At 45.8% G+C, this 23,546-nt stretch carries 17 protein-coding genes; 9 read left to right on the top strand and 8 right to left on the bottom strand.

Annotated features, from left to right (window positions below; translation table 11 throughout):
* Positions 1-174: 174 nt before the first annotated feature.
* Positions 175-1,281, bottom strand: a complete 1,107-nt coding sequence (locus tag F0261_RS03755; protein ID WP_171337250.1) for a FecR family protein — start codon at positions 1,279-1,281, stop codon at positions 175-177.
* Positions 1,274-1,864 (bottom strand): sigma-70 family RNA polymerase sigma factor, encoded by a 591-nt coding sequence (locus F0261_RS03750; RefSeq protein WP_171337249.1) that lies wholly within the window; start codon positions 1,862-1,864, stop codon positions 1,274-1,276. Before F0261_RS03750 ends, F0261_RS03755 begins: the two co-directional genes overlap by 8 nt.
* 210 nt (positions 1,865-2,074) lie before the next feature.
* Between F0261_RS03750 and F0261_RS03745 the strand changes: the two genes are divergently transcribed.
* Positions 2,075-5,239, top strand: coding sequence for a TonB-dependent receptor (locus F0261_RS03745; RefSeq protein ID WP_171337248.1), 3,165 nt, complete (start codon positions 2,075-2,077; stop codon positions 5,237-5,239).
* Between the two features lie 35 nt (positions 5,240-5,274).
* Here F0261_RS03745 and F0261_RS03740 read toward each other — a convergent pair whose 3' ends face one another.
* Both F0261_RS03740 and F0261_RS03735 read right to left on the bottom strand, forming a co-directional pair.
* Complete coding sequence (locus tag F0261_RS03740) at positions 5,275-5,457, bottom strand: DUF6435 family protein (RefSeq protein ID WP_039229326.1); 183 nt, start codon at positions 5,455-5,457, stop codon at positions 5,275-5,277.
* A gap of 164 nt (positions 5,458-5,621) precedes the next feature.
* A complete protein-coding gene (locus F0261_RS03735) occupies positions 5,622-7,949 on the bottom strand; it encodes a TonB-dependent hemoglobin/transferrin/lactoferrin family receptor (RefSeq protein WP_171337247.1) in 2,328 nt (775 codons plus the stop codon).
* Between the two features lie 225 nt (positions 7,950-8,174).
* Between F0261_RS03735 and F0261_RS03730 the strand changes: the two genes are divergently transcribed.
* Genes F0261_RS03730 through F0261_RS03720 form a run of 3 tightly spaced genes read left to right on the top strand, consistent with a single transcriptional unit; the run spans position 8,175 to position 11,333 of the window.
* Positions 8,175-8,969 (top strand): DUF4198 domain-containing protein, encoded by a 795-nt coding sequence (locus tag F0261_RS03730; protein ID WP_171337246.1) that lies wholly within the window; start codon positions 8,175-8,177, stop codon positions 8,967-8,969.
* 25 nt (positions 8,970-8,994) lie between these two features.
* Positions 8,995-9,894, top strand: coding sequence for a calcium-binding protein (locus tag F0261_RS03725; protein WP_171337245.1), 900 nt, complete (start codon positions 8,995-8,997; stop codon positions 9,892-9,894).
* The gene (locus F0261_RS03720; RefSeq protein WP_171337244.1) at positions 9,894-11,333 is read left to right on the top strand and encodes a DUF2271 domain-containing protein; all 1,440 of its coding nucleotides are present in this window, start codon (positions 9,894-9,896) and stop codon (positions 11,331-11,333) included. Before F0261_RS03725 ends, F0261_RS03720 begins: the two co-directional genes overlap by 1 nt.
* A 104-nt stretch (positions 11,334-11,437) precedes the next feature.
* Here the strand turns inward: F0261_RS03720 and F0261_RS03715 are convergent, their stop codons facing one another.
* The 4 genes from F0261_RS03715 to F0261_RS03700 form a co-directional block, all read right to left on the bottom strand.
* On the bottom strand, positions 11,438-12,145 hold the full coding sequence (locus tag F0261_RS03715; RefSeq protein ID WP_171337243.1) for a DUF6445 family protein: 708 nt from the start codon (positions 12,143-12,145) through the stop codon (positions 11,438-11,440).
* Complete coding sequence (locus F0261_RS03710; protein WP_171337242.1) at positions 12,124-12,867, bottom strand: SapC family protein; 744 nt, start codon at positions 12,865-12,867, stop codon at positions 12,124-12,126. Before F0261_RS03710 ends, F0261_RS03715 begins: the two co-directional genes overlap by 22 nt.
* A gap of 27 nt (positions 12,868-12,894) precedes the next feature.
* Complete coding sequence (locus F0261_RS03705) at positions 12,895-14,463, bottom strand: tryptophan halogenase family protein (protein WP_061486785.1); 1,569 nt, start codon at positions 14,461-14,463, stop codon at positions 12,895-12,897.
* A gap of 84 nt (positions 14,464-14,547) precedes the next feature.
* A complete protein-coding gene (locus tag F0261_RS03700) occupies positions 14,548-17,454 on the bottom strand; it encodes a TonB-dependent receptor (protein WP_014951247.1) in 2,907 nt (968 codons plus the stop codon).
* Between the two features lie 541 nt (positions 17,455-17,995).
* Here F0261_RS03700 and F0261_RS03695 point away from each other — a divergent pair.
* The 5 genes from F0261_RS03695 (at position 17,996) to speA (ending at position 23,514) form a co-directional block, all read left to right on the top strand.
* Positions 17,996-19,153 carry an NAD(P) transhydrogenase subunit alpha gene (locus F0261_RS03695; RefSeq protein ID WP_171337241.1) on the top strand — a complete coding sequence of 386 codons (1,158 nt, stop codon included), beginning with the start codon at positions 17,996-17,998 and terminating at the stop codon, positions 19,151-19,153.
* Between the two features lie 2 nt (positions 19,154-19,155).
* Positions 19,156-19,437, top strand: coding sequence for an NAD(P) transhydrogenase subunit alpha (locus F0261_RS03690; protein WP_014951245.1), 282 nt, complete (start codon positions 19,156-19,158; stop codon positions 19,435-19,437).
* Between the two features lie 11 nt (positions 19,438-19,448).
* Positions 19,449-20,837, top strand: coding sequence for an NAD(P)(+) transhydrogenase (Re/Si-specific) subunit beta (locus tag F0261_RS03685; RefSeq protein ID WP_014951244.1), 1,389 nt, complete (start codon positions 19,449-19,451; stop codon positions 20,835-20,837).
* A 185-nt stretch (positions 20,838-21,022) separates the two neighbouring features.
* Positions 21,023-21,445, top strand: a complete 423-nt coding sequence (locus F0261_RS03680; protein WP_039233749.1) for a hypothetical protein — start codon at positions 21,023-21,025, stop codon at positions 21,443-21,445.
* Positions 21,446-21,603: 158 nt separating this feature from the next.
* Positions 21,604-23,514 carry a biosynthetic arginine decarboxylase gene (gene speA / locus F0261_RS03675; RefSeq protein ID WP_014951242.1) on the top strand — a complete coding sequence of 637 codons (1,911 nt, stop codon included), beginning with the start codon at positions 21,604-21,606 and terminating at the stop codon, positions 23,512-23,514.
* Positions 23,515-23,546 lie beyond the last annotated feature (32 nt).

Raw genomic sequence — 23,546 nt, 5'->3', positions numbered from 1 at the left:
TCAAAGACGCCTTATTGTTTAATGCATTTATCTATCATACCAATGCTTGCCGACTGGTATAAGGCGTCATTGTAAGGGGGAGTGGGTAAAAGCGCGAGTTAAGCTTTAGAACGCGCTTTACGCTTAGTTTGTAGCTCAATAAAGCTAAGTAAGAACTTATGAGCAAACCCACCGTTAACGGGGGCGAAGAACAATAGTGTCGCTAGAGTAGTCTGTAGATATCTGTAAATTGTCGGCAAGGGCGGCAATAAGCGCATCTACGTCGTTGGTGTTGAATAGCCCTGCTACTTGCATATTGGCAAGTGCCGCATCACCTAAAACAACCGTTTTATCCGTATATCGGCTTACTTCTTCAATCACGTCAATTAATGGCTCGCCGCGAAATACAATCTTGCCTTCCCGCCAGCTTAAATCATTCGCGATATCTTCATCTGACACGGTCTCAACGGTGCTGTTAGGCAAAGATAAAAGCGACTTTTCACCTTGAACTAACGTCAGTGGCTGAGCCTGCGGTTTAATAATTGGATCAACAATGCTTTCGTCATTCGCTTTGTTAAGTGTATAGCTGGCGACTTCTACCACACCTTCGGTAACTACCAGTTCAAGGTCGCCGCGGTGATATTGCACATTAAAAGCAGTACCAACCGCCTGTATGGCTTTACCGGCTGCAAGTACATTTAGCGGGCGGGATTTGTCTTTCGCCACTTCGATATGAAGCTCACCTTTGACAAGCTGAATAATTCGTGAGGTTTCAGTAAAAGCGATGTTCACTTGAGAGTTGGTATTAAGCCATAGTGTACTGCCGTCCTCTAAGCTAATACTCTTGTGCTCGCCCGGTTTGGTCGAGGCTTGTAACGAGTAGCTTGCCATTTGTGCAACAGGTTCGGTTTGATTAGACGGCGAGAATAAATTTAGCCCCTGATAACTTAACAGCCCAACCATTAAAAACGAGGCAGCAATGGCCAGCGGACGCTTCCAAGCCACGGTGCTGTTTATTTTGTGTTTGGCGTTAGGCTCAGGTGTATGAGGTACTATCTCAGCCAGTTCGCTAAGTACCGACATCTTGTCCCATAACGCTACCATCTCTAGGAAAGTGTCTCGATGCAAAGGCGTTGCAAGCCATGTTTTTAACGCTTGCATTTCTTCGGCATCCAGCCCCTCGTCTAACTTTACAAGCCATTCGCTGGCGGCATCAAGCACACGTTCATCTGTATTAAACTGTACAACGTTACTATCGGTGTCTGACTTAGCGTTTTTTGTTTCGTTTGTTGAACTATTCATGGGCGTCTCTCTTTACATCCGCCGTACTGTGTTGCCCACCACTTTGATAAGCATTCGGCCGTGTATGCGACGTCGTTTGTCGTCGCATAAACAAAGTGCATCTTTTTATTCCTTCAGCAATATGCTTTTCCACGGTTTTTTCGCTTATCTCTAATTCTTGGGCAATCTCTTTAAGAGAGTAGCCATACACTTTCTTCAATACAAATGCGCGCCTGCATTGTTTGGGTAGGGCGCGCACTGCATCACAAAACAACTTAAACTCTTGCTGGGTAGCGTTGTTGTGAAATGTTTCATCTTCAACACCGCTAATTGCACTTTCCAGCGCTGCCGCAACCTCTACGCTGTCGTCTACCATACGCGTATCAGCACGCTTTAAATGATCGTAAGCCAAGTTTTTTGCGGTCTTAAACAAAAACGACTTAGGCTCTTTAATATGCTCAGTAGATTTAGCCTGACACAAGCGAACGTACGTATCCTGTAGTATGTCGTCGACTTCTTTAGGCGGCACAAGGCGCGATAGCATTTTGGCCATCGAGCCGCGCGCCGATATATAGGCATTATGTATGGCTGTTTCTATGGGCATATTGTTATTTTTTATCGTTATTACTTACTAAGACGACAGCCACGCTATTTTCCCCCAGTATTTTCAACATTATCGCTCAAAAATTAAATTTGTTAATGGGTTGTATATAATGCGGCGCTAGTTTAAAACAACACCAACAATAAAGAGGAGGGTGACGCGTAGGCATCACACACTCTAATAATCAATAATAACAATAGCGTAAAACCGAATATGCCTGTGGCAAGTGAACCATTCGACACAATAATCATGCTGCCTTTTAAGCCTAAAGCTTTAACGGTTGCACTGTGCATGATGTCGTTCGGCGCAAGTCACACAGTTATTGCACAGTCAGTGCTGCCTCACCAACAAGCAGAAGTGATTACACAGAATACATCGCCGCTCTCCGCAATAGATTTCGCTATTCCTGCACAAAGTGCAGACGAGGCAATCATCGCGTTTGCCAATCAAGCCGAGCTGACCGTTGTCTTCCCCTTTAACAAAGTCAGGCATATTTTTGCAAATGAAGTAAGTGGTAACTATACGCCACAAGTAGCAATAGAAAAGCTTTTGGCTGGTACAGGCCTGAGTGCTGATATTGTCGATAACACCCGAATAAAAATAGTGCCTGCTAGCGATAGTGATGAAAACAATCACTTGCTTGGTCGTCTTTTTAACGCCATTACCGCACAAGACGATAGCTTGGTGACTGTACCTGACGAGCAAGGTAGTTACGATATTGAATATATTGAAGTAAGGGGATTACGAGCGCGTGTTGCTCAATCGGTGGGGATCAAACGCAACGCGAACGTCATCATTGATACTATTCAGTCGGTGGATATGGGCAAGTTTCCCGATCAAAACCTCGCAGAAGCGCTGCAGCGTGTGTCTGGCGTATCTATCGACCGCGCAGAAGGTGAAGGCCAACTTGTTACCGTGAGGGGTTTTGGGCCGGAATTTAATCGGGTGTTATTAAACGGCAGGCCTATGGCAACCGATAAGCTCGGGCGCGAATTCAGCTTTGATACACTGGCCTCTGAGATTGTCAGCAGTGTTACCGTGCACAAACAAAGCCAGGCGACCATGCAGTCAGGTGGCATCGGCGCTACGATTGATGTTCACACCGCTAAACCTCTTTCTTTCAAGGGGATGCGGGCGGCTGGCAGCATCAAAATGCAGTATGATACTAACTCGCAACAATATGCGCCTTCCACCTCTGCTATGTTCAGCAACACTTATTTGAATAACTCGTTTGGCATTCTAGCCTCTTTTACTCAACACAAGCGTCAAGCTCGACTAGAAGAAGCGCAAATTGATGGTTGGTTGGTAAATACTAACATACCTGAAAGTGAGCTTTCTGATGACATTTCTACGCTATATGTACCCAGGAATTATGATCAAAGAGTACGCTTTGACGATAGAACCCGTACGGGGTCTGCACTCGTTTTACAGTATAGACCTAACAACAAGCTAGAGCTTACTGCCGACTATTTGGGGTCGACGTTCGATGTGGAGACCTCGGCAACCTCAATGGGGCATTGGTTCACGTCAAGTAACCTTGAAGATGTTACGGTTGATAAAAACGGCACAGCGGTGTCTTTTTCACAAAACAGTGGGCATGCCACCGACTTTCACGCTCGCACTTTTAACCGTTCGTCGACCTTAAAAAGCTTCGGTTTTGCAGCAAACTATATCGCGAGCGATAGCGTAATTGTTGATGCTGATCTGTCTTATTCAATGGCTAATGTCGATGACAATAACGGAGAGGGTAATTCACTCTCTCTTATCGGCTATTTAAATCGCTCTTCATTTGATCATACTCGATCAAACACATTGCCGGCTATATCGGGCTTTGAACAAGCCAACCCCCGTCAAATAAATGCCTTGGGGGAGCCGGTTGGCGTGTCCCATTACTTAGATCCAGCCAACGGCCGTTCCCACGTGATGTTGCGCAGAGGATGGAGTATTGATGACGATATAGGGCAAGCAAAAATCAATGTAAGTGTGCTTGGGGATGAAAACTGGTTTAGCAAAATTGACGTTGGTGGAGCATTAACTCAGCGCGAAAAAGCCAACGAAAGAAGAGACAACGAAGCAGACGCAAGACACTGCAGTTTTTGCGGCTATTTTGATGCCCCAGATATTCCTGATAGCTTCCAAACCATATTTGACGCAGGCGACGATTTTCTTGGCTCGATTAGTGGACATGAGAACATACCTCATCAGTGGCTACGCCACGACGGCGATACATTATTCCGTTACTTGGAAAGCGCTGGGGATGTCAGCCTAGCCGCTGAAACCCGGGGAAGCTCTTTCGCTGTTAAAGAAACAGTGTATGCGGGGTATGTTCAAGCCGCTATTGAAAAGGATTTTGCGCCTTGGTTTATCGATGTGCATGCAGGGCTACGCGCTGAGTACACTGACGTAAAGGTAAGCGGTGTCGATGAGCAGTTATCGGCGTTAGTTATTTTAGACCAAACCGAACTGGGGCAAGAGTTTGGTGCCTCGGTAAATATTGATAAATCGTCAAGCTACACCAATCTCTTACCTAGCGTGAGTGTTAAAGCCAGCTGGTTAGATAGCTGGGTATTTCGCGCGGCTTATAATCACAGTATCACCCGCCCAACCTTAGAACAGATGGCGCCGGGTGTAACCTATACCACAACGCGACAAGGTGGCGATTTGCGGGCGCGTATCGGAAACGCACAGCTATTGCCCTTTGAGGCAAAAAACATTGATGTGGCTGTTGAGCATTACTACCAGGAAAATAGCTATATATCGGCAGGTTACTTTAGAAAAACGGTAGACAATTTCATTGTTAATGAAAGCAGTACGCAAACCTTTAATAACGTGACCGACCCTAGTACCGGCACAGATCCAAATGCGGTTGATGACACTGATGCGTTAGCGCAGTTTTCAGTAATATCTCCTAGCAACGGTGAGTCTGCAACGGTTGAAGGGATAGAGGTAGCAGTACAGCATTTGTTTGGCGAGTCAGGGTGGGGAATTCAGGCCAATGCGAGCTTTGTAGATAGCAACGCTGAATTAGACACCGCCAATATCCGTTCAACTTTCGCACTTACAGGGTTGTCGGGTGCCAAAAACATGGTGCTGTTTTATGAAAAAAACGCGCTGCAATGGAGGGTGGCCTGGAACCAGCGAGAAGGGTTCTTGCAATCGCTGAACCAAACCCAAAGCACCGAGCCTACCTTTGTAAGCCCCTACAAGCAGTGGGATATGAGCCTTTCATACCAATTTAGCCCGAGGGTTTCTGTATTTTTTGAAGGTATCAATATTACTAACGAAACCGTGCATAAGCGCGGCCGATTCAGCAATCACCTCTTGCTTGTGCAAGACGCGGGGGCGCGCTACGCCTTGGGTGTAAACATCACGTATTAGTATACGGTCACACGCAATGTGCAAGCGCCTAGCATTTATGTTCCTTGTGTGTTCTTCTCCAGTGTTTCTATTTCTTTCCACAGTTTTTCTGATTGGGCGGTAAGCAATGAATAAGTCTTTATGTCACCGTTTCTTTGCGCGTGCATGGCCTTTTCAAGAAGGGCGTCATACTGCTTTCGCATTTTTTTGGTTGGATTGCTTTTAAAAAGTCCAAACATAGTGAAAGTCCTAAAAAGAGAGATAGCGAGAAAACGTTTGAACAGGAACTTTCGATCACCCATTTTCGTGAACAAACTTTCATAAACATTCATGGGAGAATACTTGGGTGTATAGCAGGCCACTTGGCTAAGTTGAGCTAAGTATGGCCTGCACTTTGGTTACATTAGAACTGGTAAGTGACGTAGGCACTAATACTTCTGCCTGGCTCTGAGTAGCGCTGATACCCATTACCGCTCACGCCGCCAAAGAAACCACCAGTACCGTCTCTTACGCTATTAAGTACTTCCCAGCGGTAATACTCTTTGTCTGTAAGGTTGTAGATCGCCGTGGTAAAGCGCAGGTTTTCAGTAATGTCGTAGTAGGCGAGCAGGTCGAAAACAGCATAGCCTGCAGGCGTATGCGATGGACCTGCGCCATTGTTCAACGAGGTGTAGCTAAGTTGAGTACTTTCTTCTACCCCTTTACTCAAAATTGCGACAAGTTCTGCGCCCCAATCGCCTTCATCAGATACGTAGCCTAGTCCAACTGTTGCGGTATCTGGCGATACGGTTTCTAAGTCGTCGCCCGCATTGTTAAAAGCAGATGCGGTGTCGTAGGTACCGTCCAATGCCGTATAAGCAAAACGACCTGATACATTATCGGTAAAATGGTAATTGGCCGTAACTTCAAAACCGTCAACAGTCAGTTCGCCCGTATTTTGTGGCTGTGTGAATACATCATCAGTATTCACTACGGTTTCACAACCGAAGCGACCGCACTGCACGGTAGTTACTTCAGTGCCATAAGGCGTTGAATAAGTCTCGTCTTGAATCATGTTAGTGTATTCAGTTCTAAACACCGACACGCTGACATTTCCGTTCTCGAAATCACCAATATAGGTGAGTTCAAAGTTAGTCGATTCTTGAGCATCGAGTTCACTGTTGGCAATACGGTCAAGGTCAATAAACGTGTTACCAGTTATGATATCGGTGACTTCATCGCCTGAGTTTGTACCAAAATACAAGCTTTGGAGCGTAGGCGCTTGGTAGCCCTGAGCAATTCGGGCATTTATAGAGTGGCCTTTTACGAATTCGTAGGTAGCACCAATCTCTCCTACCACCGCACTAAATTCGCTGTCTGTGATACTTAATCCTGTGGGATCTGAAAATGTACTGTCTACAGTAGGCGTATATTCCGTAGAATCGTAGCGAAGTCCAAGGTTTACGCTTAATTGCTCGCTAAGGTCAACCGTGTCAGCTAGGTAGGCTGTAATTAACGTTTTTTCGGTTTCTGGAACGAAGCTTTGGTCGCGAATAGGGTAGCCGTCTAATATAGGCGAGTCCGCGGTTTGTCCAGCGAACCTGCGGTCGAACATCACCGCTTCAGCGTCCACCTGTTGAAAACTAAAACCATAAATAATCTCATGGTTAAATTCTCCGGTGATTGATTTGGCTAAATCAACATTGAAACTCAATGAGTCCTGGCTGAAATTGCGGTCTTCGGTACGCAATATAGCGTCGCCGTCTGCACTGCCGTAAAGAAAGCTGGTTACACCCGATGAAAACAGCTCTTGATAGTTCAATGTCACATCTATGCTGTCAGCAAACGCTAGGCCTAGGTTTTCGTTGTTAAAGAAAAGCCCAATTCGCTCGCGGTTATTTTCATCCGCTGAGGTGAAGTCAAAATAAGAGTCACTTTGGCGAGAAAGAGGTACGCCGTTCGTTTCTCTGTCCGTTTTTTCGTAGACAACGCCTAGTTGCTGGTGCTCGGAAAAGTTATAAGCAAGTTTAAGTAAAACTGCATCAACTTGATTATCCATCGGGTCAGCCTGACCCCGTCCTGAGCCAGAGATATTCTCACCATGGCTGTGGGCCTCTGTTTCGCTACTGTCGCGCATTGTGTATTGCAATAGCGAGTCGAAGTTACCCGTTCTATTAGCGACGGTGCCGTGTACTAGCCATTCGTCAGAGCGTGCATCAAAACCGGTTTTCAATTTAATGCCTGTAGCATCACCTGTGGCAGGTAAAAAGTCGCTCGCTTCATTGGTCACGTAGGTGACTGAGCCAGCAAGGGAGCCTGGTCCTTGTGCAACAGCGCTTGGGCCCTTAGTGATGTTAACGGCTTTTACGTGTTCCAATTCAATTTCACCGCGGCTCGATCCATACATACCATAAGCGGCGAATGAGCTTGGGTTTAGCGTTTCGCCTTGACCGACGCCATCTACAGTTACTGCTACGGCGTCTCCTTCCAAGCCGCGAATGTTGAAGCCATCGTTACCAAAACGGTTACCCGTATCATTAGTTTGTACTCCTGGGATATAGCGAGCGGTATCTTCAATATTTGTAATTGAGCGCTTTGACAGAGTTTGTGCATCCAGCACGGTTTCGACAGTCGTTGTCAGGGTTTCTTCACTTTTGGCCTTTGTAACTGCCAATTCTGATTGTTGAGCTAGGGCAGGAAGTGTTAGCGCACAGCCAAGCGAAATAGCTACCGTTGAGCGTTTAAATTTCATTGTTCTTTTCCAATTTTTAATAAAAGTGCAAATAATTAGTATTTCGTATCAACGTCAAGCCTCCTGTTTGCGTCGGTTGATATCATTTTTATTTTTCTTAAATCGCGCCTGTCAAAGTGATTTCTTGACACTTCGTGCGTCAAAAATCGATCGTAATACTATTGATAACAATTATCATTTGCAATAGTATGATTTCACTTTTACACAACTAGAAAATAAAAAACCATGAAAAAACACACGCTCATCAGTTTACCCTTGCTTATTGCAAGCTGCTTCAGTGGCGCTGCTCTAGCCCACGTGGCTTACCTAAAACCGCTTCAGTTTGAACCGGTTAGAGGCGGTAAAGTCACGCTGGATGCATCTTTTGCAGAACAATTTTTTGTACCAGAAGCGGCAATTACGAATGCATCGTTTGAAGTGGTAACCCCTAGCGGCAAGCTAGTGAGTGTGGAGAAGGTTGTCGATCTTTCTACCCGTAATGTTCTTGAGCACACTTTAGAGGAAGAAGGGACTTACCAGTTTTCAACCGGAAAACGCATGGGGGCAATTTTTCGCGTGTATGAAAAGGACGGTGAGCGTGGCTCTATGCGAGGTAATGAAAAGCCTCTACCTGAAGGTGCGATACTAAAAGAGCACTTTCAATCAGTTACGTTTGCAACAACGTACATAACGAAGAAAGGGCCAAGTGAACAGGCGTTAGCGCCAAGAAACGACGGCTTAGAGATCGTGGCAATTAATCACCCTAACAGTTTGTTTGCCAACGAGAGTTTTAATTTCAAAGTTCTGTTTAACGGTAAGCCTGTAACCGATCATGAAGTCTCGGTGTACCAAGGAAAAGATCAGTTCGCCGAAGAATCTGATGTAGAAAAATTAACGACAAATGCCAAAGGGCAAGCGTTATTTACTCCTTCAGCACAAGATGTCTATTTGATGCAAGTAAGACTGCGTACCGACGCGCCTGATGGTGCAGACGTGTCCACTTATAGCTACACCACCACACTTTCGTTCGAAGCCTATTAATCATTGAGGGTACAAGGAGATAATTATGTTTAAAACAGTAAGTTTAGCCGTTGTATCTGCGCTTTGTATTAGCGCTTCGGCAGTAGCTGCACCACATAGCGCCAGCGGCATTATATTGACCTATGACTTAAACAAAGACGAGTCACTTCCATTAGAAGAGTTCGTTGATGCCAGACGTGCTCGCTTCAATGCGTCTGATACCAACAAAGACGGTGTACTTGATGAAAGTGAATACGTTTATGAGTGGGAAGGCAAAGTAGAAAAACGGTTAGCTGAAGACAGAAAAGCATCGGTAAAACAAACTCACATACGTTTCCATGCTGTTGACAGCAACGATGACGAGTTCATTACTATTGATGAAGTCAATGCGGTGGGTGAGCGAAGTTTCTCGCGTATGGACAGTGATAATGATGGTGTAGTTGCACTGGGCGACCCTGAACCAGCACCCCGTCGCTCGGCGTCACAGGAAAAAGATGACAAACCTGAGCTAGTACAGCGCCCTATGTTGCGCATGCCGACCAGCCACAATATTGAAGGCTTTGTTACCTTGTACGAACAGAACGGTGACGAAAAGGTAACAAAGGAGGAGTTTCACGCCGTTCGCAAAGCGCAATTCCAGCGCACAGACGAAAACAGTGACGACAAACTCACAGAGCAAGAATATGTACTTGAGTTTGAAGACAGACTGGATGCACAGATTGAGAAAACCCATGAAGGACAAATTAAGCAAACTTACGTTCGCTTTGAAGTTCTAGATACAGACGAGAATGGCAAAATGACATTTTCAGAGTACATGGTGTCTGGGTTTAATGCTTTTCATCGCTACGACACTAATGGTGATGGCTACTTAACGTTAGCTGATCCAGCGCCTGCGCCACGTCAGCAGGAGCAAAGTGACACCACCACTGCACAAGTCAGCGAATAATGGTTGGGCGTTTCCTTTTATATCTGGCGGTATTTACCGCCAGCTATGCTGTTAAGGCCGAGTTGTATGTGTTTCCTGCACCATCACCAGAAGCAACCTCCCACACGCTTAAAATAGAAATAACCCTGTACGAAGAGCAGACACTTAGCGCCATTGAACGGAAAAATATTGATCTACTGATTAAAGACACCTATCAAACGTTAGATAAATCAAACGCAACGAGTGCGCTTAGCGAAATTAATCAACGTTACAAAGGTACACTTCCGGCGTGGCTGTACAGTGCCATTAAGCGGTGCGAGGATTGGTTTAATCGAACTGAAGGTAATATAAGCTGCCGCAACGGTGCGCTTTATGACTATTGGGCCGAATATGTTCAAGGTAAGCATGACCTTTCACGTCGCGAAGTGAGACGTCTTGCTCGTGTGGCGCGCATTGCTGAGGTCAATTTTAATAACGATAACAGCGTGGCATTTGCGTCACCTATCCAGTGGGATTTATCCGAGTTCACAGCTTCTCTTGCCGTAGATCGTATTGCTAACTACCTGACATCAATTAATATTCGTTCTTACCACATTAGCGCGCAAGGGCTAGAAACCCACGCGTCGAACCAAGGTTTTAGTTGGCAGGGGACCGTGGCGCAAGAGGCTGTAATTCAAAATGGCCGCGCAACGGACGCTGTTAGTAATCCAAGCACCATCGCATACATCAGGCCGTGGCAACGCCCAGTACTTTCTACTTCAAAGCTGGCGTCTTTAGAAAAAGGCGTGTTAAGCCACAGTGACGGTTGGCCTAGCGCCAAGTTTCAAGCCATATCAGTGGCGGATAACGCATTTGAAGCAATGTTGTTAGCACACTTTTCGGCAACCAAAACAGCGCAGCAAGCCATGGAGTTGGTTAACGCGAACCCATCACTAGCGCTGAAGTTAATTGATGAAAATGGCAGGGTATTTACCAGCAACACCTATACGGCTCGCACGTCGGGGAAAAACAAGGCTGAAAAAAATGGCCACGCCATCTCAATTGATATCACCTTACCGCTATTTGACATTGCAGATTATCGCGGTCCTTACGTAAGCGTGTGGATAAGCGACGAAAAGAACCGGCTAGTAAAAAGCTTGGCGCTTCGCGGCACCAGCGAAAGATGGCTAGGCGAGCTGCGCACATGGTGGCGAAGAGTGGGTCGGAAAAATGAAGGTTTAGTCGATGGGTTTGCCGGGGCTACAAAGAAAAACGCGCCCTTGCACATAAAGTGGGATGGATTGGATGATTTTGGACAAAGCGCAAACTCGTCGTCGTTAATACTTCACGTTGAAGTGGCTAGAGAACACGGTGGTCGTAGCTATGAGAAAATTCCATTTACCTTTGATAGCCTGACTTCACCAATAACCGTAACGGGCACGGATGAAATCGCGTCTATTACATTTTCACTAATGAATTAGTCGTCAATCTTAAAATTGCAGTAACGTAACGAGCACTACCAAAGGCAGCTATCGCAAATCGCTATCTGAAGTTTTCATAGCCCTCATTATTAGGGCTGAGCGTTTTACCCTTTAAACGTGATACTGGCGTTTGCGGTTAGCCTGCCTTCTTTCACATCAACAAAATCCGAAATATCGTTAGGTAAACAGCCGCTGTGCAGCAAGTTGGCTGGATACAACACGGCGCGATTAAACATAGGCTCAATACGGGCGATTTGGGTGAACATGGCGGTATCACCGTTTATGTACGCTTTAGGTGGTAACCCTACGCTGGTGGCTTGACGTTTTAAGGTTTTAAAATAGCCTTCGTATTGCGCTGCATTAACCCGCTCTAACCCCGTTTCAATATGTCGATAGAATGCAGTACCGCCCAAAGGAGCGCTAAACAGATAGTGCACCAATGCCCATTCATTATCCTTTTGTGTATCGATGTGCGGAATACATTGAATGGGCGATAAACTTTTCGGCGCTTGATTGGCTATGGAAAGTTGCACTAGGGGTATTTGAAGCGGCTTTTCCACGCCAAAATCTTGTAGCCCATTATGCGAAGCAAGTTGGCTAAACAGCAGTGGAAGCGAGGTATGTAGGTGTTCAACATACTCCTGGGGCGGGTGACTTCTCACCCCAGGATAAAAGTCGCCATCTTGTTTTGTAAATGGGTGGTGTTGCGCAATTGTTTCTACCAAACTCAGCGAGTCTGGTATGAAACCATCGATAACAACAATCGGTGTGGCTTGCTCACCAACCTTAATCAATTCGTAGTTTGAAACCATGCGTCTGCGTTTTTATTCGCCTTGTTCTTTTTGTCGATAAGGGCATAGATTTGTGCGTTTGACGCTATGAGCGTGTAAATGCTTTGCAGCATGTGTTGTGCATGCAAATCAGCAATCGCGTCAGCACTAAGCGCCGCTAGCTTATCTTCATCAATGGTATATAGCCCTGTTATAAACGTTTTGCTTTCGTTTTCAAAGGTTATATCTAGGGTGAATGGTGTGATAAGGTTATGCTGTTGAAGCGCGGCAATAAAACGTTGATTTTGCGTTTCACCGTCAAGAAGCTGAGCAAGGATCTGCTGCTTTTCTAACAGGTAGTTACTGGGCTCTCCCGTATTATCAAAAAGCGGTGTGCCTTTTTCTTCGCTTACTGAAGCGTTATCCATATCAATGCACAGCACCCGGTTACTGCTGTCAGCGCTTTGCGCTTCCGTTCCTACATAAAAAGGCAAGCGTTCAAACTGTGCCGGAATATAAACCGCATTCCATTCACCTTGCTGCCAAAATAGGTTTTCCTTTTCTTCAAAACCTAACAAGGCAGATAAGCCAAATTGTCCCGAGTCGTCAAACTTGGTGATCACCACGGGATAATGCACCACTAGCTTGTTTAGCTCAGAGACCACCACAGGAACAAGGTGCTGATTGGCACTTAGTGACAATGCATCGTCGGTTACTTTCAAATCTGCATGCTGTTTATTATTAATGGCAACCATATGAGTCATACGTAGGTCCTGCTTATTGATTTGCTGTTAAACGGCCTGCAGGCCGAATTGGTGAATTTTATTAATAAGTTCGCGATGTTTAGGCAGTTTCTCCACCGCCATGCCGCGAGCTTTTCTGTTCTGCATCAACTGTTGCTTAGCAAAGTCGGCGTTCACCCATTGCTGATGTGCGCCTAAATCTGAGGTAAACCCCATGCCGTACAGGACATACTGATAGCTTGCCGCGGGGAATACCTCGTTGTTGCTGGTAAAGTCTTTGTCACTAGGCGGGTGGTATTGCCACAGTGCGAGTAATTCTTTTAATGAGTCTGGAATACTATGACTATCGCGATTGTCCCGCCAAAATGCGCTGTCTTCTCGCTTACTTAGCATGTAATGAAGCTTTAAGAAGTCGATAATTCGCTGCCAACGGTAGGAAAAGGTGTCATTGAAGCGCTTCGCCATAATATCCATCACGGCTCGGTTTGCGGGTAACTGTTCGGCAATCATTGAGGCAGACAGCTCAACCAGTACAAGCGCTGAGGCTTCTAAAGGCTCTAGAAAGCCCGCCGCTAGCCCAACAGCCACGCAGTTATTTTGCCAAAAGCGCTGCCTGTGTCCGCTTTGAATAGTAATGTCTTTTACGTTTATCCCATCTATGCCGTTTAACGTGCTGGTTTGGCGAACGTATGTGTCTAAGCGAGCATAGGCGTCATCTTTACTCTGATGCCTACTGGAATAGACGTGGCCTACACCTCGGCGTGACTGCAAACCGATATCCCAAATCCAACCGGCGTCTTGTGCGGTGGAGATAGTGTGGGATGCAATAGGACTTTGCGGGGTGTCATAAGGCACGTGTACTGCTAATGCTCGGTCGATAAAAAGTACATCGTCACAGGGAATAAACGGCACCTTGAAGTGTTCGCCGAGCAGCATAGATTTGAAGCCGGTACAGTCAACAAAGAGGTCGCCTTCTACTGTTACCCCTTGCTCGGTATGAAGGGCTTTGATATCGCCGTTATTGCTGCTTTCGACGCGGTTAACGTCGGCCAGCACATGGTGTACACCTAGTTTTTCCGTGCAGTGTTTGGTTAAAAAGGCGGTAAATTTTCCTGCATCTAGGTGATAAGCATAGTTAGCGGTGCCTGCAAACTCTGCGTGGCGTATGCTTTTAGGTGCACAACCTGCTTCGCATATAGCTTCCTGAACACATACTGCATGGGAAAAAGACTCGTTTAATTCTGGTGCTACAGTCTGCCAGTAAGGACCTAAATTTGTTTGCGAAAACCCTTGGGGCAGCATGAGAGGGTGGTAGTAAAAATCGTGCTCTTCACCAGTGGTCCACTTAGCAAACTTTGCTCCTTGCTTGAATGTGGCGTCGCATTCTTTGATGAAAGTGGTTTCGCTAATACCCAATGCAATTAGTGTTGAGCGCATGGTTGGCCAGGTGCCTTCGCCCACGCCAATAATAGGCACATTGGGGCTTTCTATTAAGGTTACTTTAATGTCTTTGCGGGTAGCGCATTGATGTTGCGCTGCAATACGACCAGCCGTTAGCCACCCTGCGCTACCGCCACCAACTACTACAATGTGCGTTATGGGAGTTGCTGTTGTCATACTGATTTCCTGAATAAAAACTGTGGCTACCAAATGGTAGCCACGAATGTGGGACCGACAAATGTCGCCCCCAATTACGCGAAACTAAAAGTTTCCGCGCACACCGAAGGCCCAACGTCTGCCGCTGTCTTCAACCAACAGCAAGTGATTAGAGAAGCGACCGCGTTTATGTACAAACTCTTCTGTAAGGTTAATACCTTCAAAGAAGATTTCTACATTGTCTGTCACGCTGTAGCTACCGCTAATGTCAAGCTGTTGATAAGACTCAACAATGGTTGGGCCGTCACCCTGCCCTTGTGTTAACGACTGAACGAACTCATCACGCCAGTTATAGGCAAGACGAATTTGATAATCGTCAGTTTCATAAAATGCCACCAAGTTGTAAGAATCGCTTAACCCGGTTAGTGCAAATACCTGATTAATATCGAATGGATCGAGTTCGGCGTCACTGTCAACGATAGTTCCGTTGGCAAGCACCCCAAAGCCATTATCGAAAGTGTGCTGAAGCGCAAGCTCGAAGCCGTCTACCGTTGCGTCTTCACCGTTATTTGGCAGAGTATTGGTAAACACAGCAACGTCGTCACCCGCATCTGGCGCGCTAGCGTTAGTGCCTGTAGAAGGGTCGGTTAGCAAGCTGCCGTCAGCAAGCTCGAAGGTTTTGTCTTCTTGGCTATTAACAATAAAGTTCGATACCAACTTTCTGAAGTAACCAATCGATGCATAGCTTGCTTCGTCATAGTAATACTCAAGCGACAAGTCCAAGTTGTCCGATTTGAATGGCTCTAGTGCAGGGTTACCACTGGTAGACGTTAAATCACCACCTTGGCGGGTGGTCGTAATTACGGTTACCGGCGACATGCTGTTAAGCGTAGGGCGAGTAATAGTTGAACTCGCCGCAAAGCGCGCAATTAAATCGTCGGTAATTTCTAAACGTACGCTGAAGTTTGGCAATAGCACGTCGTAATCAGACTCAGTGGCAATACTTTGCGCATCGCCAAAACCAGCCAGCATTTCGGTTTGATCCAGAATCGTTAAGCCCGTTATTGGCGCTTGCGTTCCGTTAACCGTCACATCCGTCATTTCATAACGCACACCAGCGGTTGCGCTTAAGAACATGTCTGCAACTTCGCCTTCAAAGTCGAATTCCATATAGGTAGAGATAATATCTTCTTCAACTTCAAAGCTGTTATTGCGACGCACCGCATCAAAACTAATCGAATCACCATTTACGCTTTGATAATAAGACTCTAAAAACGCAAAGTTGGCTTCGCCATCATGGGCAAGCCAAGAGGTGGGCATGCGACCGCTACCACTTACGTCAGAAAGAAAATCGCTGCCTGCGTCAAAAACGTATTGGCTGCCTGCTGGGATCTCAGGTAAGTCTGGGTAACCACAGTAAGTACAGTGAATACCTACACCTTCATTGTCCCAACGGGTAAGTGATTTGGTTTCGGTGCTGTACTGTGCGCCAAAGCGAATTTCAGTTAAGCCGCTGCCATCGGTTACGTATTCGCCGTCAAAGCGCAGCTGGCTCACTTCATCTTCTACCGCCCAGCCTCGACGCAGCATTACGTGAGCTCGGCTGTTAGCTTCATCAAGATGATTGCTCACACCATCAGGTGTCAGTGCAGGGTTGTATATAGGGAAGCCGTCAGGACCAGTAACAATCGCGCCATCTAGTTCTTGTTGTCCGCTATAAATATTGTCATTAGGCGAAGCGAACATGCTGGCAACTGGTAAAATGTTGTCATCTACTTGGAATCGTACGCGGTTGGCATAACCAATAAGTGAAAGCTGATCGCCGCCACCATTATTGGCTTCGCGTTCGGCTTCTGAATGACTTAAATCAAACGATAAATTCAGATTATCAGAGTACTGGTAATCAAAGTTAAGGCCTATGGCATAGGTATCAGTTAAACGGTCGAACGTTTTGGCGTGCATATCTGTCGCCAAACCTACCTCTTGGTATAAATCGACAATAGTACCGTTTGCATCAACCGTTGGGCTGCGGCGATTGCCGTTTTCATCAAACAGGCTGCCGTCATCACCTACACCCTGAATGTTAGGTGCGGTAAACCAGTGGCCGTACGACGTTGCTTCAGACTCTACGTCAAAATCTGAATACAGTGCGTCAGCAGTTACAACCAGTTTGTCGTTAGGTGCATATTGGAATACAAGATTAGCGTTTGTACGGGTACGCTCTTCAAAGGTCACTTTGTGATCGTAGTTTCGCGGTGAAAATACATTGCCTGTCCAAGCGTCGCCTGATTGGGTAACAGGGTTTGGCACGCCAACGTTTTCTAGCCAACCGTCCATCTGAGCCTGGTTTAAGCGAGTCTCACGCTCTTGGTGTGAAACGGCGAGTAATACACCGAAGGTGTCGTCATTGAACGTGTTGCTAATAAGGCCAGAAAATTGCGGCGTAGTTTCTTCGCTATTTTCGTCGTACACGCCTTTTACCGAGCCCGCCATTTTAAAACCGTTTAATGCGAACGGGCGCGCGGTATTAATATTAATGGTAGAGCCTACACCACCAGACTGCATTGTGGCCGTTGACGTTTTATGCACATCAAGGCTGCTTACTAACTCAGAAGCAATCGTGTCGAAACTGAACGCACGCGAATCGTTTTCAGACGCCATTTGACGGCCATTTACCAACACGGTGTTAAACTGTGGTCCAAAACCACGTACGGTAATTAGCTGGCCTTCACCGCCTGAACGGTCGATAGATACGCCGGTAATACGCTGTAGTGATTCAGCTAAGTTGGTATCGGGAAAATCACCGATGTCTTCTGCACTAATGGCGTCGACTACGCCAGCAGAGCTGCGTTTAACATCCATCGATTTTGCAACCGATGAGCGGATACCACTTACCTCAATCACTTCTACGTCTTTATTGGGTTGCGCGTCTTGGGCAAATGCACTATTCGCAGAAATAGCCGACGCTAAAACTGCTGCCACTGAGCATGCAAGCTTGGTTTTCCTATACATGATGGTGTGTGTCCTAATCGTTAATTTTAATGCGCCTTATGGTGTGCACCCCACTTGGCTTTCTCTCACAGCATTTCGCTGTTAATTCATCAAGACGACACGGTTTGTAAAATCCCCCAAATTTTTTTAACAATTTTTTAAATTAATTGAATCACCTTATTTAAAAGGCGTTATTTCTTAGACTTCGATTAGCGTATTTCACCTTTACGTGTGTTCAAAAAATGCGCAATACTTGATGTATTCACAGAATAAATGCTTCATTATCTATTTCATTTATCGCCTGTATGCCATTTCTATATAAATATTAGTTATGACTCGTAAGTAAATGATACTAGTGATGTATGCCCATATAGCGTAGCTTTGCCGCTGTTTCGCTTGAAAAATAAGCGGAATAAGGGGGGCTATTCGAAGCAAAATAAATACAGAAATTGCCTGTTCTGTTTTTGATTTTGCTAGAGAATGCTAGGCATAAGTGAATAAAATGGCTTAGTACTGTTTAAAGGGTGTCATTCTCGGATAGCCGGAATGTGAGGAGAAGCGTGTGAAAATCATAATATTAAATGAGTCAAAAGCGCCAGATCCGCTAAATAATGTGGAGAAGCGATGTGCGGCTACACCTAGTAGTGCACAGCGTCTGGTGAAAAAAGGGGCGACCTTGCTGCTAGAAGCGGGGGCGGGCGTACACTCAGGGTATTCAGATAAAGAATACAAAGATGTAGGCGTAACTGTCATCGATGATGTGAATGATGCATTATCAACAGCAGATATGCTCGTGGCGGTGAACAAACCCACCGATGCACAGCTAGCGTTGATGAAAAAAGGGGCCATTGTGGTAGGCCATCTCGACCCTTTCTTTCAGCAATCGCTTGTTGAGTCTATTGCAGAAAAGGGGCTAACCGCTATTTCTGTAGAGATGATCCCTCGTTCTTCTCGTGCACAAAAAATGGACGCATTGAGCTCGCAAGCGAGTCTTGCGGGTTACGTAATGGTGATGCAGGCGGCGAATCAGTTGCCATCAATATTACCTATGATGATGACACCGTCAGGAACAATAAAACCAGCAAAGGTATTTATTATTGGAGCTGGCGTAGCGGGTCTTCAAGCTATAGCAACCGCGAAACGCTTAGGCGCAAACGTACTTGCTTATGACACCCGCCCTGTGGTGGCTGAGCAAGTAGAATCCCTAGGTGGCAAATTCCTTAAGATCGACATTGGGGAAACAGGCCAAACGAAGGACGGTTATGCAAAAGAACTGACCGATGAACAAAAAGCGAAGCAGCAAGAAGCGCAACGCGACGCGATTGCCGACTCTGACATTGTTATTACGACAGCGCAGTTATTTGGTCGCAAACCACCAGTGCTTATCTCAAAAGATACATTAGCACTCATGAAACCGGGCAGTGTGGTTGTAGATATGGCCGCAACATCAGGTGGTAATGTTGAAGGTTCGGTTGCTGGCGAAACCGTTGAAGTTAACGGTGTAAAGGTAATTGGTAATGGTAACTGGAGCCAGTATGTGGCTAAAGCCGCCACCGACATGTACGCCAATAACATCTATAACCTTGTGGATGAGTTCTTTGACGATGAAACCAAAACCTTTGGGCTGAATTTAGAAGACGACATTCTGGCCGGCTGTGTTATTACCCACGACGGTAGCATCACCAACGACATGCTTAACAACGCATACAAAGGAGCCTAATCATGGAAATCATTTACCTACTTTTCATCGTGCTACTGGCTGCTTTTTTGGGTTTTGAGTTAATTCGAAAAGTCCCAGCAACCTTACATACACCCTTAATGTCAGGCTCTAACGCGATATCGGGTATTACGTTAGTGGGAGCATTGGTAGCCTCGGGTAGCGACAACAATTTGCTAACGACCATTCTTGGTACCGCAGCGGTGGCGCTGGCCAGCATCAACGTGGTGGGTGGTTATCTTGTTACCGATCGCATGCTTGGCATGTTCAAGAAAAAAGATAAATAAGGAGTACGCAAGTGAGTGATATCGTAACCGTAATAAACCTTGCGTACGTAGTAGCTGCGGCACTATTTATACTAGGACTTAAGTTACTTAGCCATCCAGATACCGCGAAAAAAGGTAACTTTATTTCTGCCATTGGTATGCTGGTTGCTGTCGTCGTCACCCTGCTTGACCAGCAGATTATTAGCTATCATTACATCCTGCTAGGTTTTGTTATTGGTGGCGCCTTTGGTGCGTGGAAAGCTAAGACCGTTGAAATGACGGCAATGCCAGAAATGGTGTCGTTATTTAATGGCTTTGGTGGCGCAGCGTCATTGCTTCTGGGTTGGGCAACATTAGCCGGAATGAGCCTAATTACTCTTAAAACTGAAAGTGCGTTTACTTTTATTACCCTGTTTTTCACAATTTTAGTTGGGGGCATTACGTTCTCTGGCTCGGTGGTAGCCTGGGGTAAGTTGTCAGGAAAAATGAGCTCTAAAGCCGTTATTTTCACAGGGCTTCGCGAGCTAAGCATCTTGCATCTAATTGGCATGGTGGTGATTGGTTATTTCTTTACTACCGACCCAAGCAACCCACTTTGGATTTACTGTGCTATTGCGTTGTCACTAAGCTTCGGCTTGTGGGCTACCATTTCAATTGGTGGTGCAGATATGCCGGTGGTTATTGCGCTTTTAAATAGCTACTCAGGTGTAGCAGCGTCGGCGGCAGGTCTTGCTACAGGCAACACAATATTGATTGTTACCGGTTTACTAGTAGGCGCTTCAGGCTTAATTCTTACCAATATTATGTGTAAGGCCATGAACCGTTCATTGATGAATGTGCTGTTATCTGGCTTTGCCAAGCCAGTCGAGGCCGGCGAAAAAATAGAAGGCGAGATTAAAGTACTGTCGGCGCAAGATGCATTTTATGTATTAGAAGCAGCGCAAGCAGTACTGGTGGTGCCTGGTTATGGTATGGCGGTTGCGCAAGCGCAGCACGCGGTACGTGAACTTCAGTCGTTGCTAGAGGAAAATGGCTGTACGGTTGACTACGCCATTCACGCTGTAGCGGGGCGTATGCCGGGCCACATGAACGTGTTATTGGCAGAAGCTGACGTGCCTTATGATCAACTATACGAGATGGATGACGTTAACCCTCGTATGGAAAACTATGACGTGGTTATTGTTATCGGTGCAAACGATGTAGTTAACCCAGCAGCCAAAGAGATGAAAGGCAGCCCTATTTACGGAATGCCAGTTATCGAAGCACACCGTGCGAAAACGGTCTTTGTACTTAAGCGTTCTGCGAATGCCGGTTTTGCCGGTGTAGACAACCCGCTGTTTTTCAAAGACAACACGCGCATGGTTCTGGGTGACGCTAAAGACACCATTAACAGCATTATTCGCGAGTTCGGAGACGACTAATACAGCGTATCTCTTTGTTACATCTTCTATAAAGGCCTGTTTAAACACAGGCCTTTTTATTGGGTATTAAACTTAATTATAAAGTACTCAACTATAGTTGTAGTTGATGCTTATCAGCTCTAGTATGTGAATGCTATAGATGTTGAGTTAGCTATTCATATAGTCGCATAGAGATGTACGAGTAAATGTCTACGACCCCTTTTCATATTGAGCCGTTTAGAAATTGTATTTTGGTCACGCTTCGCGGTAAGTGGGATATGTCCACGAACATTCAGTACCTTGCTAAGCTTTCTGATTGCTTGAAAACCCGTAAAGGCAGACCCTTTCACTTATTTGTAGACATGCGTAGTTGGCAAATCCCCAATTCTGATACCTTCAATCAAATAAAAGCGCCCATTAAGTTAGATAGGCGAAGTCAGCTCAGCGAGACATGGCTGGAAGATGAAGCAACAGATGCTGATCACATTGCAGAGAAGTTTTTTAGCGCGCCATCAATTAAACTGGGATTTGAACTTGAACGTACTCAAAGCATCTCAGAGTTTATAACCCATTGTGAAGAAAAAACAGATAACGTTGTTATAGATTATGTTCGAACTTGGATAGGCTAAAAAAGCCCGCGTTCGATAAACAAAATTCGTCGCGACAATAGATATTTTATATCGCAACAACTATCGCGTTCAGTCTTACGTTGACTATAATACGCTGCTTATTTTCGCACTTTCTATGCTAGGTATTGGCCTAGCCCACTTACAAATAGGTGAATAAATTGTCAGATTGGAGCATCGAAGAAGCGGAGCGCGTCTATGGCGTGTCTCAATGGGGTGGCGGCTATTTTCAAATTGGTGAAAACGGCAACGTCCATATTACCCCTGTTCCTGAAGATCCTAGCATTCGAATCGACTTTAATTCGGTAATTGAAGATATCCGCAAAGAAGGCGTACAGTTTCCTGTTGTTGTGCGCTTCCACGATATTCTGCGCTCGCAAGTTGCAGGCTTGAACAAAGCATTTAGAAGCTCCATCGAAGAAGCCGAATACCAAGGCCAGTACCAAGGTGTGTATCCGGTAAAAGTAAACCAAATGCGCGAAGTCGTTGAGGAAATTGTCGATGCGGGCAAGCCATTTAACTATGGCTTAGAAGCGGGGTCAAAAGCCGAGCTTCTGACTGTGCTTGCCATGAATACTAACGAAGAGTCTCTGACTATCCTAAATGGTTATAAAGACGACGAAGTTATGCGTCTTGCGCTGTTAGGAAGAAAGCTGGGTCGCCGCGTTGTGGTAGTAGTTGAAAAATACACCGAGCTTCTTCTTCTGGTAAAAATAGCCAAAGAGCTGGATATCGATCCTATCATTGGTGTGCGCTCAAAAATGACGGTGAAAGGTCGTGGTAAGTGGGAAAGCTCTGGTGGTGAACGTGCGAAATTTGGTTTAACCATTACTGAGATCATTAACGCAGCCCGCTACCTTGAAGAGCAAGGCATGGCGCACTGCTTAAAGCTGCTGCATTTCCATATTGGTAGCCAATTAACAGACATTCGTGCGGTTAAAGAAGCGGTAACCGAAGGCGCGCGTATTTACGCAGACCTTCACAAAATGGGCTTCGAGCTAGATTATGTTGATGTAGGTGGCGGCCTTGGTATCGATTACGACGGCAGTAATTCAACTAATGAATCGTCGCGTAACTACAGCATGCAAGAGTATGTTGCTGACGTTGTCTATGGCATGAAGGAAATGTGCGACCTTGAAGGCGTACCGCATCCGCATCTGGTTAGTGAAAGTGGACGTGCAATCACTGCGCATCACAGCTGTGTTATCACGGAAATTGTGGGCGAAATTAAGTCGAATGCGTCGCAAATGGATACATCAGCAAAAGCGGGTGAACACTTCTTCCTTAAGAATATGCGCGAACTTGCAGACACGTTTGATGAACAAACGAACATGCATGAAATTTACAACGATGCGTCGCAGTATAAAGAGCAAGCGCTTGATGCATTTAAATTACGCGTGTTGTCACTTGAAGAGCTGGGCAAAATAGAAACGCTGTACTGGCAAATTATGGGTCGCTTACAGCAGTGGTATCGCAACGAAGAATATGTTCCAGAAGAGCTTCAAGAGCTAGATTACAGTTTGTCGTCTCAGTACCTTTGTAACTTCTCTGTATTCCAGTCAGCTGCTGATACATGGGCCATCGACCAGCTGCTGCCGGTAGTGCCTCTTATTCGTATGAATGAAGAGCCAACGGTCAATTGCTCGCTAGTGGATATTACCTGTGATAGCGACGGTAAAATTGATCAGTTCACTATTGGCCGTGAAATTACTGACGTACTGCCAATGCACCCACTTAAGAAAGATGAGCCGTACTACATTGGTTTGTTCTTAACGGGCGCTTATCAAGACGTTATGGGCGACATGCACAACTTGTTTGGTCGCCTAAATGAAGTACATATTTACAGCTATGACGACGATCCTGAAGACTTTTACATTGAAGAAGTGGTGAAGGGTTCATCGGTAGAAGATGTACTTAACGTTATGCAGTATAACCCGCGCGCAATGGCATCAGACGTAAAACGCATGATAGACAAGCAAGTGTGGGACGGAAAATTGAACCCTCGTGAAGGGGTTCGCTGGACTGATTTTTACGAAAACTGTTTGGCAGGTTATACCTATCTAAAACAGTAGCGTTTAATATCTGAATGAAAGTACCGAAAAGC

Origin of the sequence: Alteromonas sp. 07-89-2 (genome assembly GCF_013113925.1) — a bacterium.
Taxonomy (GTDB): domain Bacteria; phylum Pseudomonadota; class Gammaproteobacteria; order Enterobacterales; family Alteromonadaceae; genus Alteromonas; species Alteromonas macleodii.
This window is presented reverse-complemented; position numbering and strand designations above follow the sequence as displayed.

What these genes read in the sequence shown, in the direction of transcription:
- F0261_RS03735 (WP_171337247.1), bottom strand. Translation starts at nt 7,949, where the DNA reads ATGAAATTTAAACGCTCAACGGTAGCTATTTCGCTTGGCTGTGCGCTA.
- F0261_RS03700 (WP_014951247.1), bottom strand. Translation starts at nt 17,454, where the DNA reads ATGTATAGGAAAACCAAGCTTGCATGCTCAGTGGCAGCAGTTTTAGCG.
- F0261_RS03680 (WP_039233749.1), top strand. Translation starts at nt 21,023, where the DNA reads ATGTCTACGACCCCTTTTCATATTGAGCCGTTTAGAAATTGTATTTTG.
- F0261_RS03720 (WP_171337244.1), top strand. Translation starts at nt 9,894, where the DNA reads ATGGTTGGGCGTTTCCTTTTATATCTGGCGGTATTTACCGCCAGCTAT.
- F0261_RS03750 (WP_171337249.1), bottom strand. Translation starts at nt 1,864, where the DNA reads ATGCCCATAGAAACAGCCATACATAATGCCTATATATCGGCGCGCGGC.
- F0261_RS03730 (WP_171337246.1), top strand. Translation starts at nt 8,175, where the DNA reads ATGAAAAAACACACGCTCATCAGTTTACCCTTGCTTATTGCAAGCTGC.
- F0261_RS03710 (WP_171337242.1), bottom strand. Translation starts at nt 12,867, where the DNA reads ATGACTCATATGGTTGCCATTAATAATAAACAGCATGCAGATTTGAAA.
- F0261_RS03745 (WP_171337248.1), top strand. Translation starts at nt 2,075, where the DNA reads ATGCCTGTGGCAAGTGAACCATTCGACACAATAATCATGCTGCCTTTT.
- F0261_RS03740 (WP_039229326.1), bottom strand. Translation starts at nt 5,457, where the DNA reads ATGTTTGGACTTTTTAAAAGCAATCCAACCAAAAAAATGCGAAAGCAG.
- F0261_RS03690 (WP_014951245.1), top strand. Translation starts at nt 19,156, where the DNA reads ATGGAAATCATTTACCTACTTTTCATCGTGCTACTGGCTGCTTTTTTG.
- F0261_RS03715 (WP_171337243.1), bottom strand. Translation starts at nt 12,145, where the DNA reads ATGGTTTCAAACTACGAATTGATTAAGGTTGGTGAGCAAGCCACACCG.
- F0261_RS03705 (WP_061486785.1), bottom strand. Translation starts at nt 14,463, where the DNA reads ATGACAACAGCAACTCCCATAACGCACATTGTAGTAGTTGGTGGCGGT.
- F0261_RS03755 (WP_171337250.1), bottom strand. Translation starts at nt 1,281, where the DNA reads ATGAATAGTTCAACAAACGAAACAAAAAACGCTAAGTCAGACACCGAT.
- F0261_RS03725 (WP_171337245.1), top strand. Translation starts at nt 8,995, where the DNA reads ATGTTTAAAACAGTAAGTTTAGCCGTTGTATCTGCGCTTTGTATTAGC.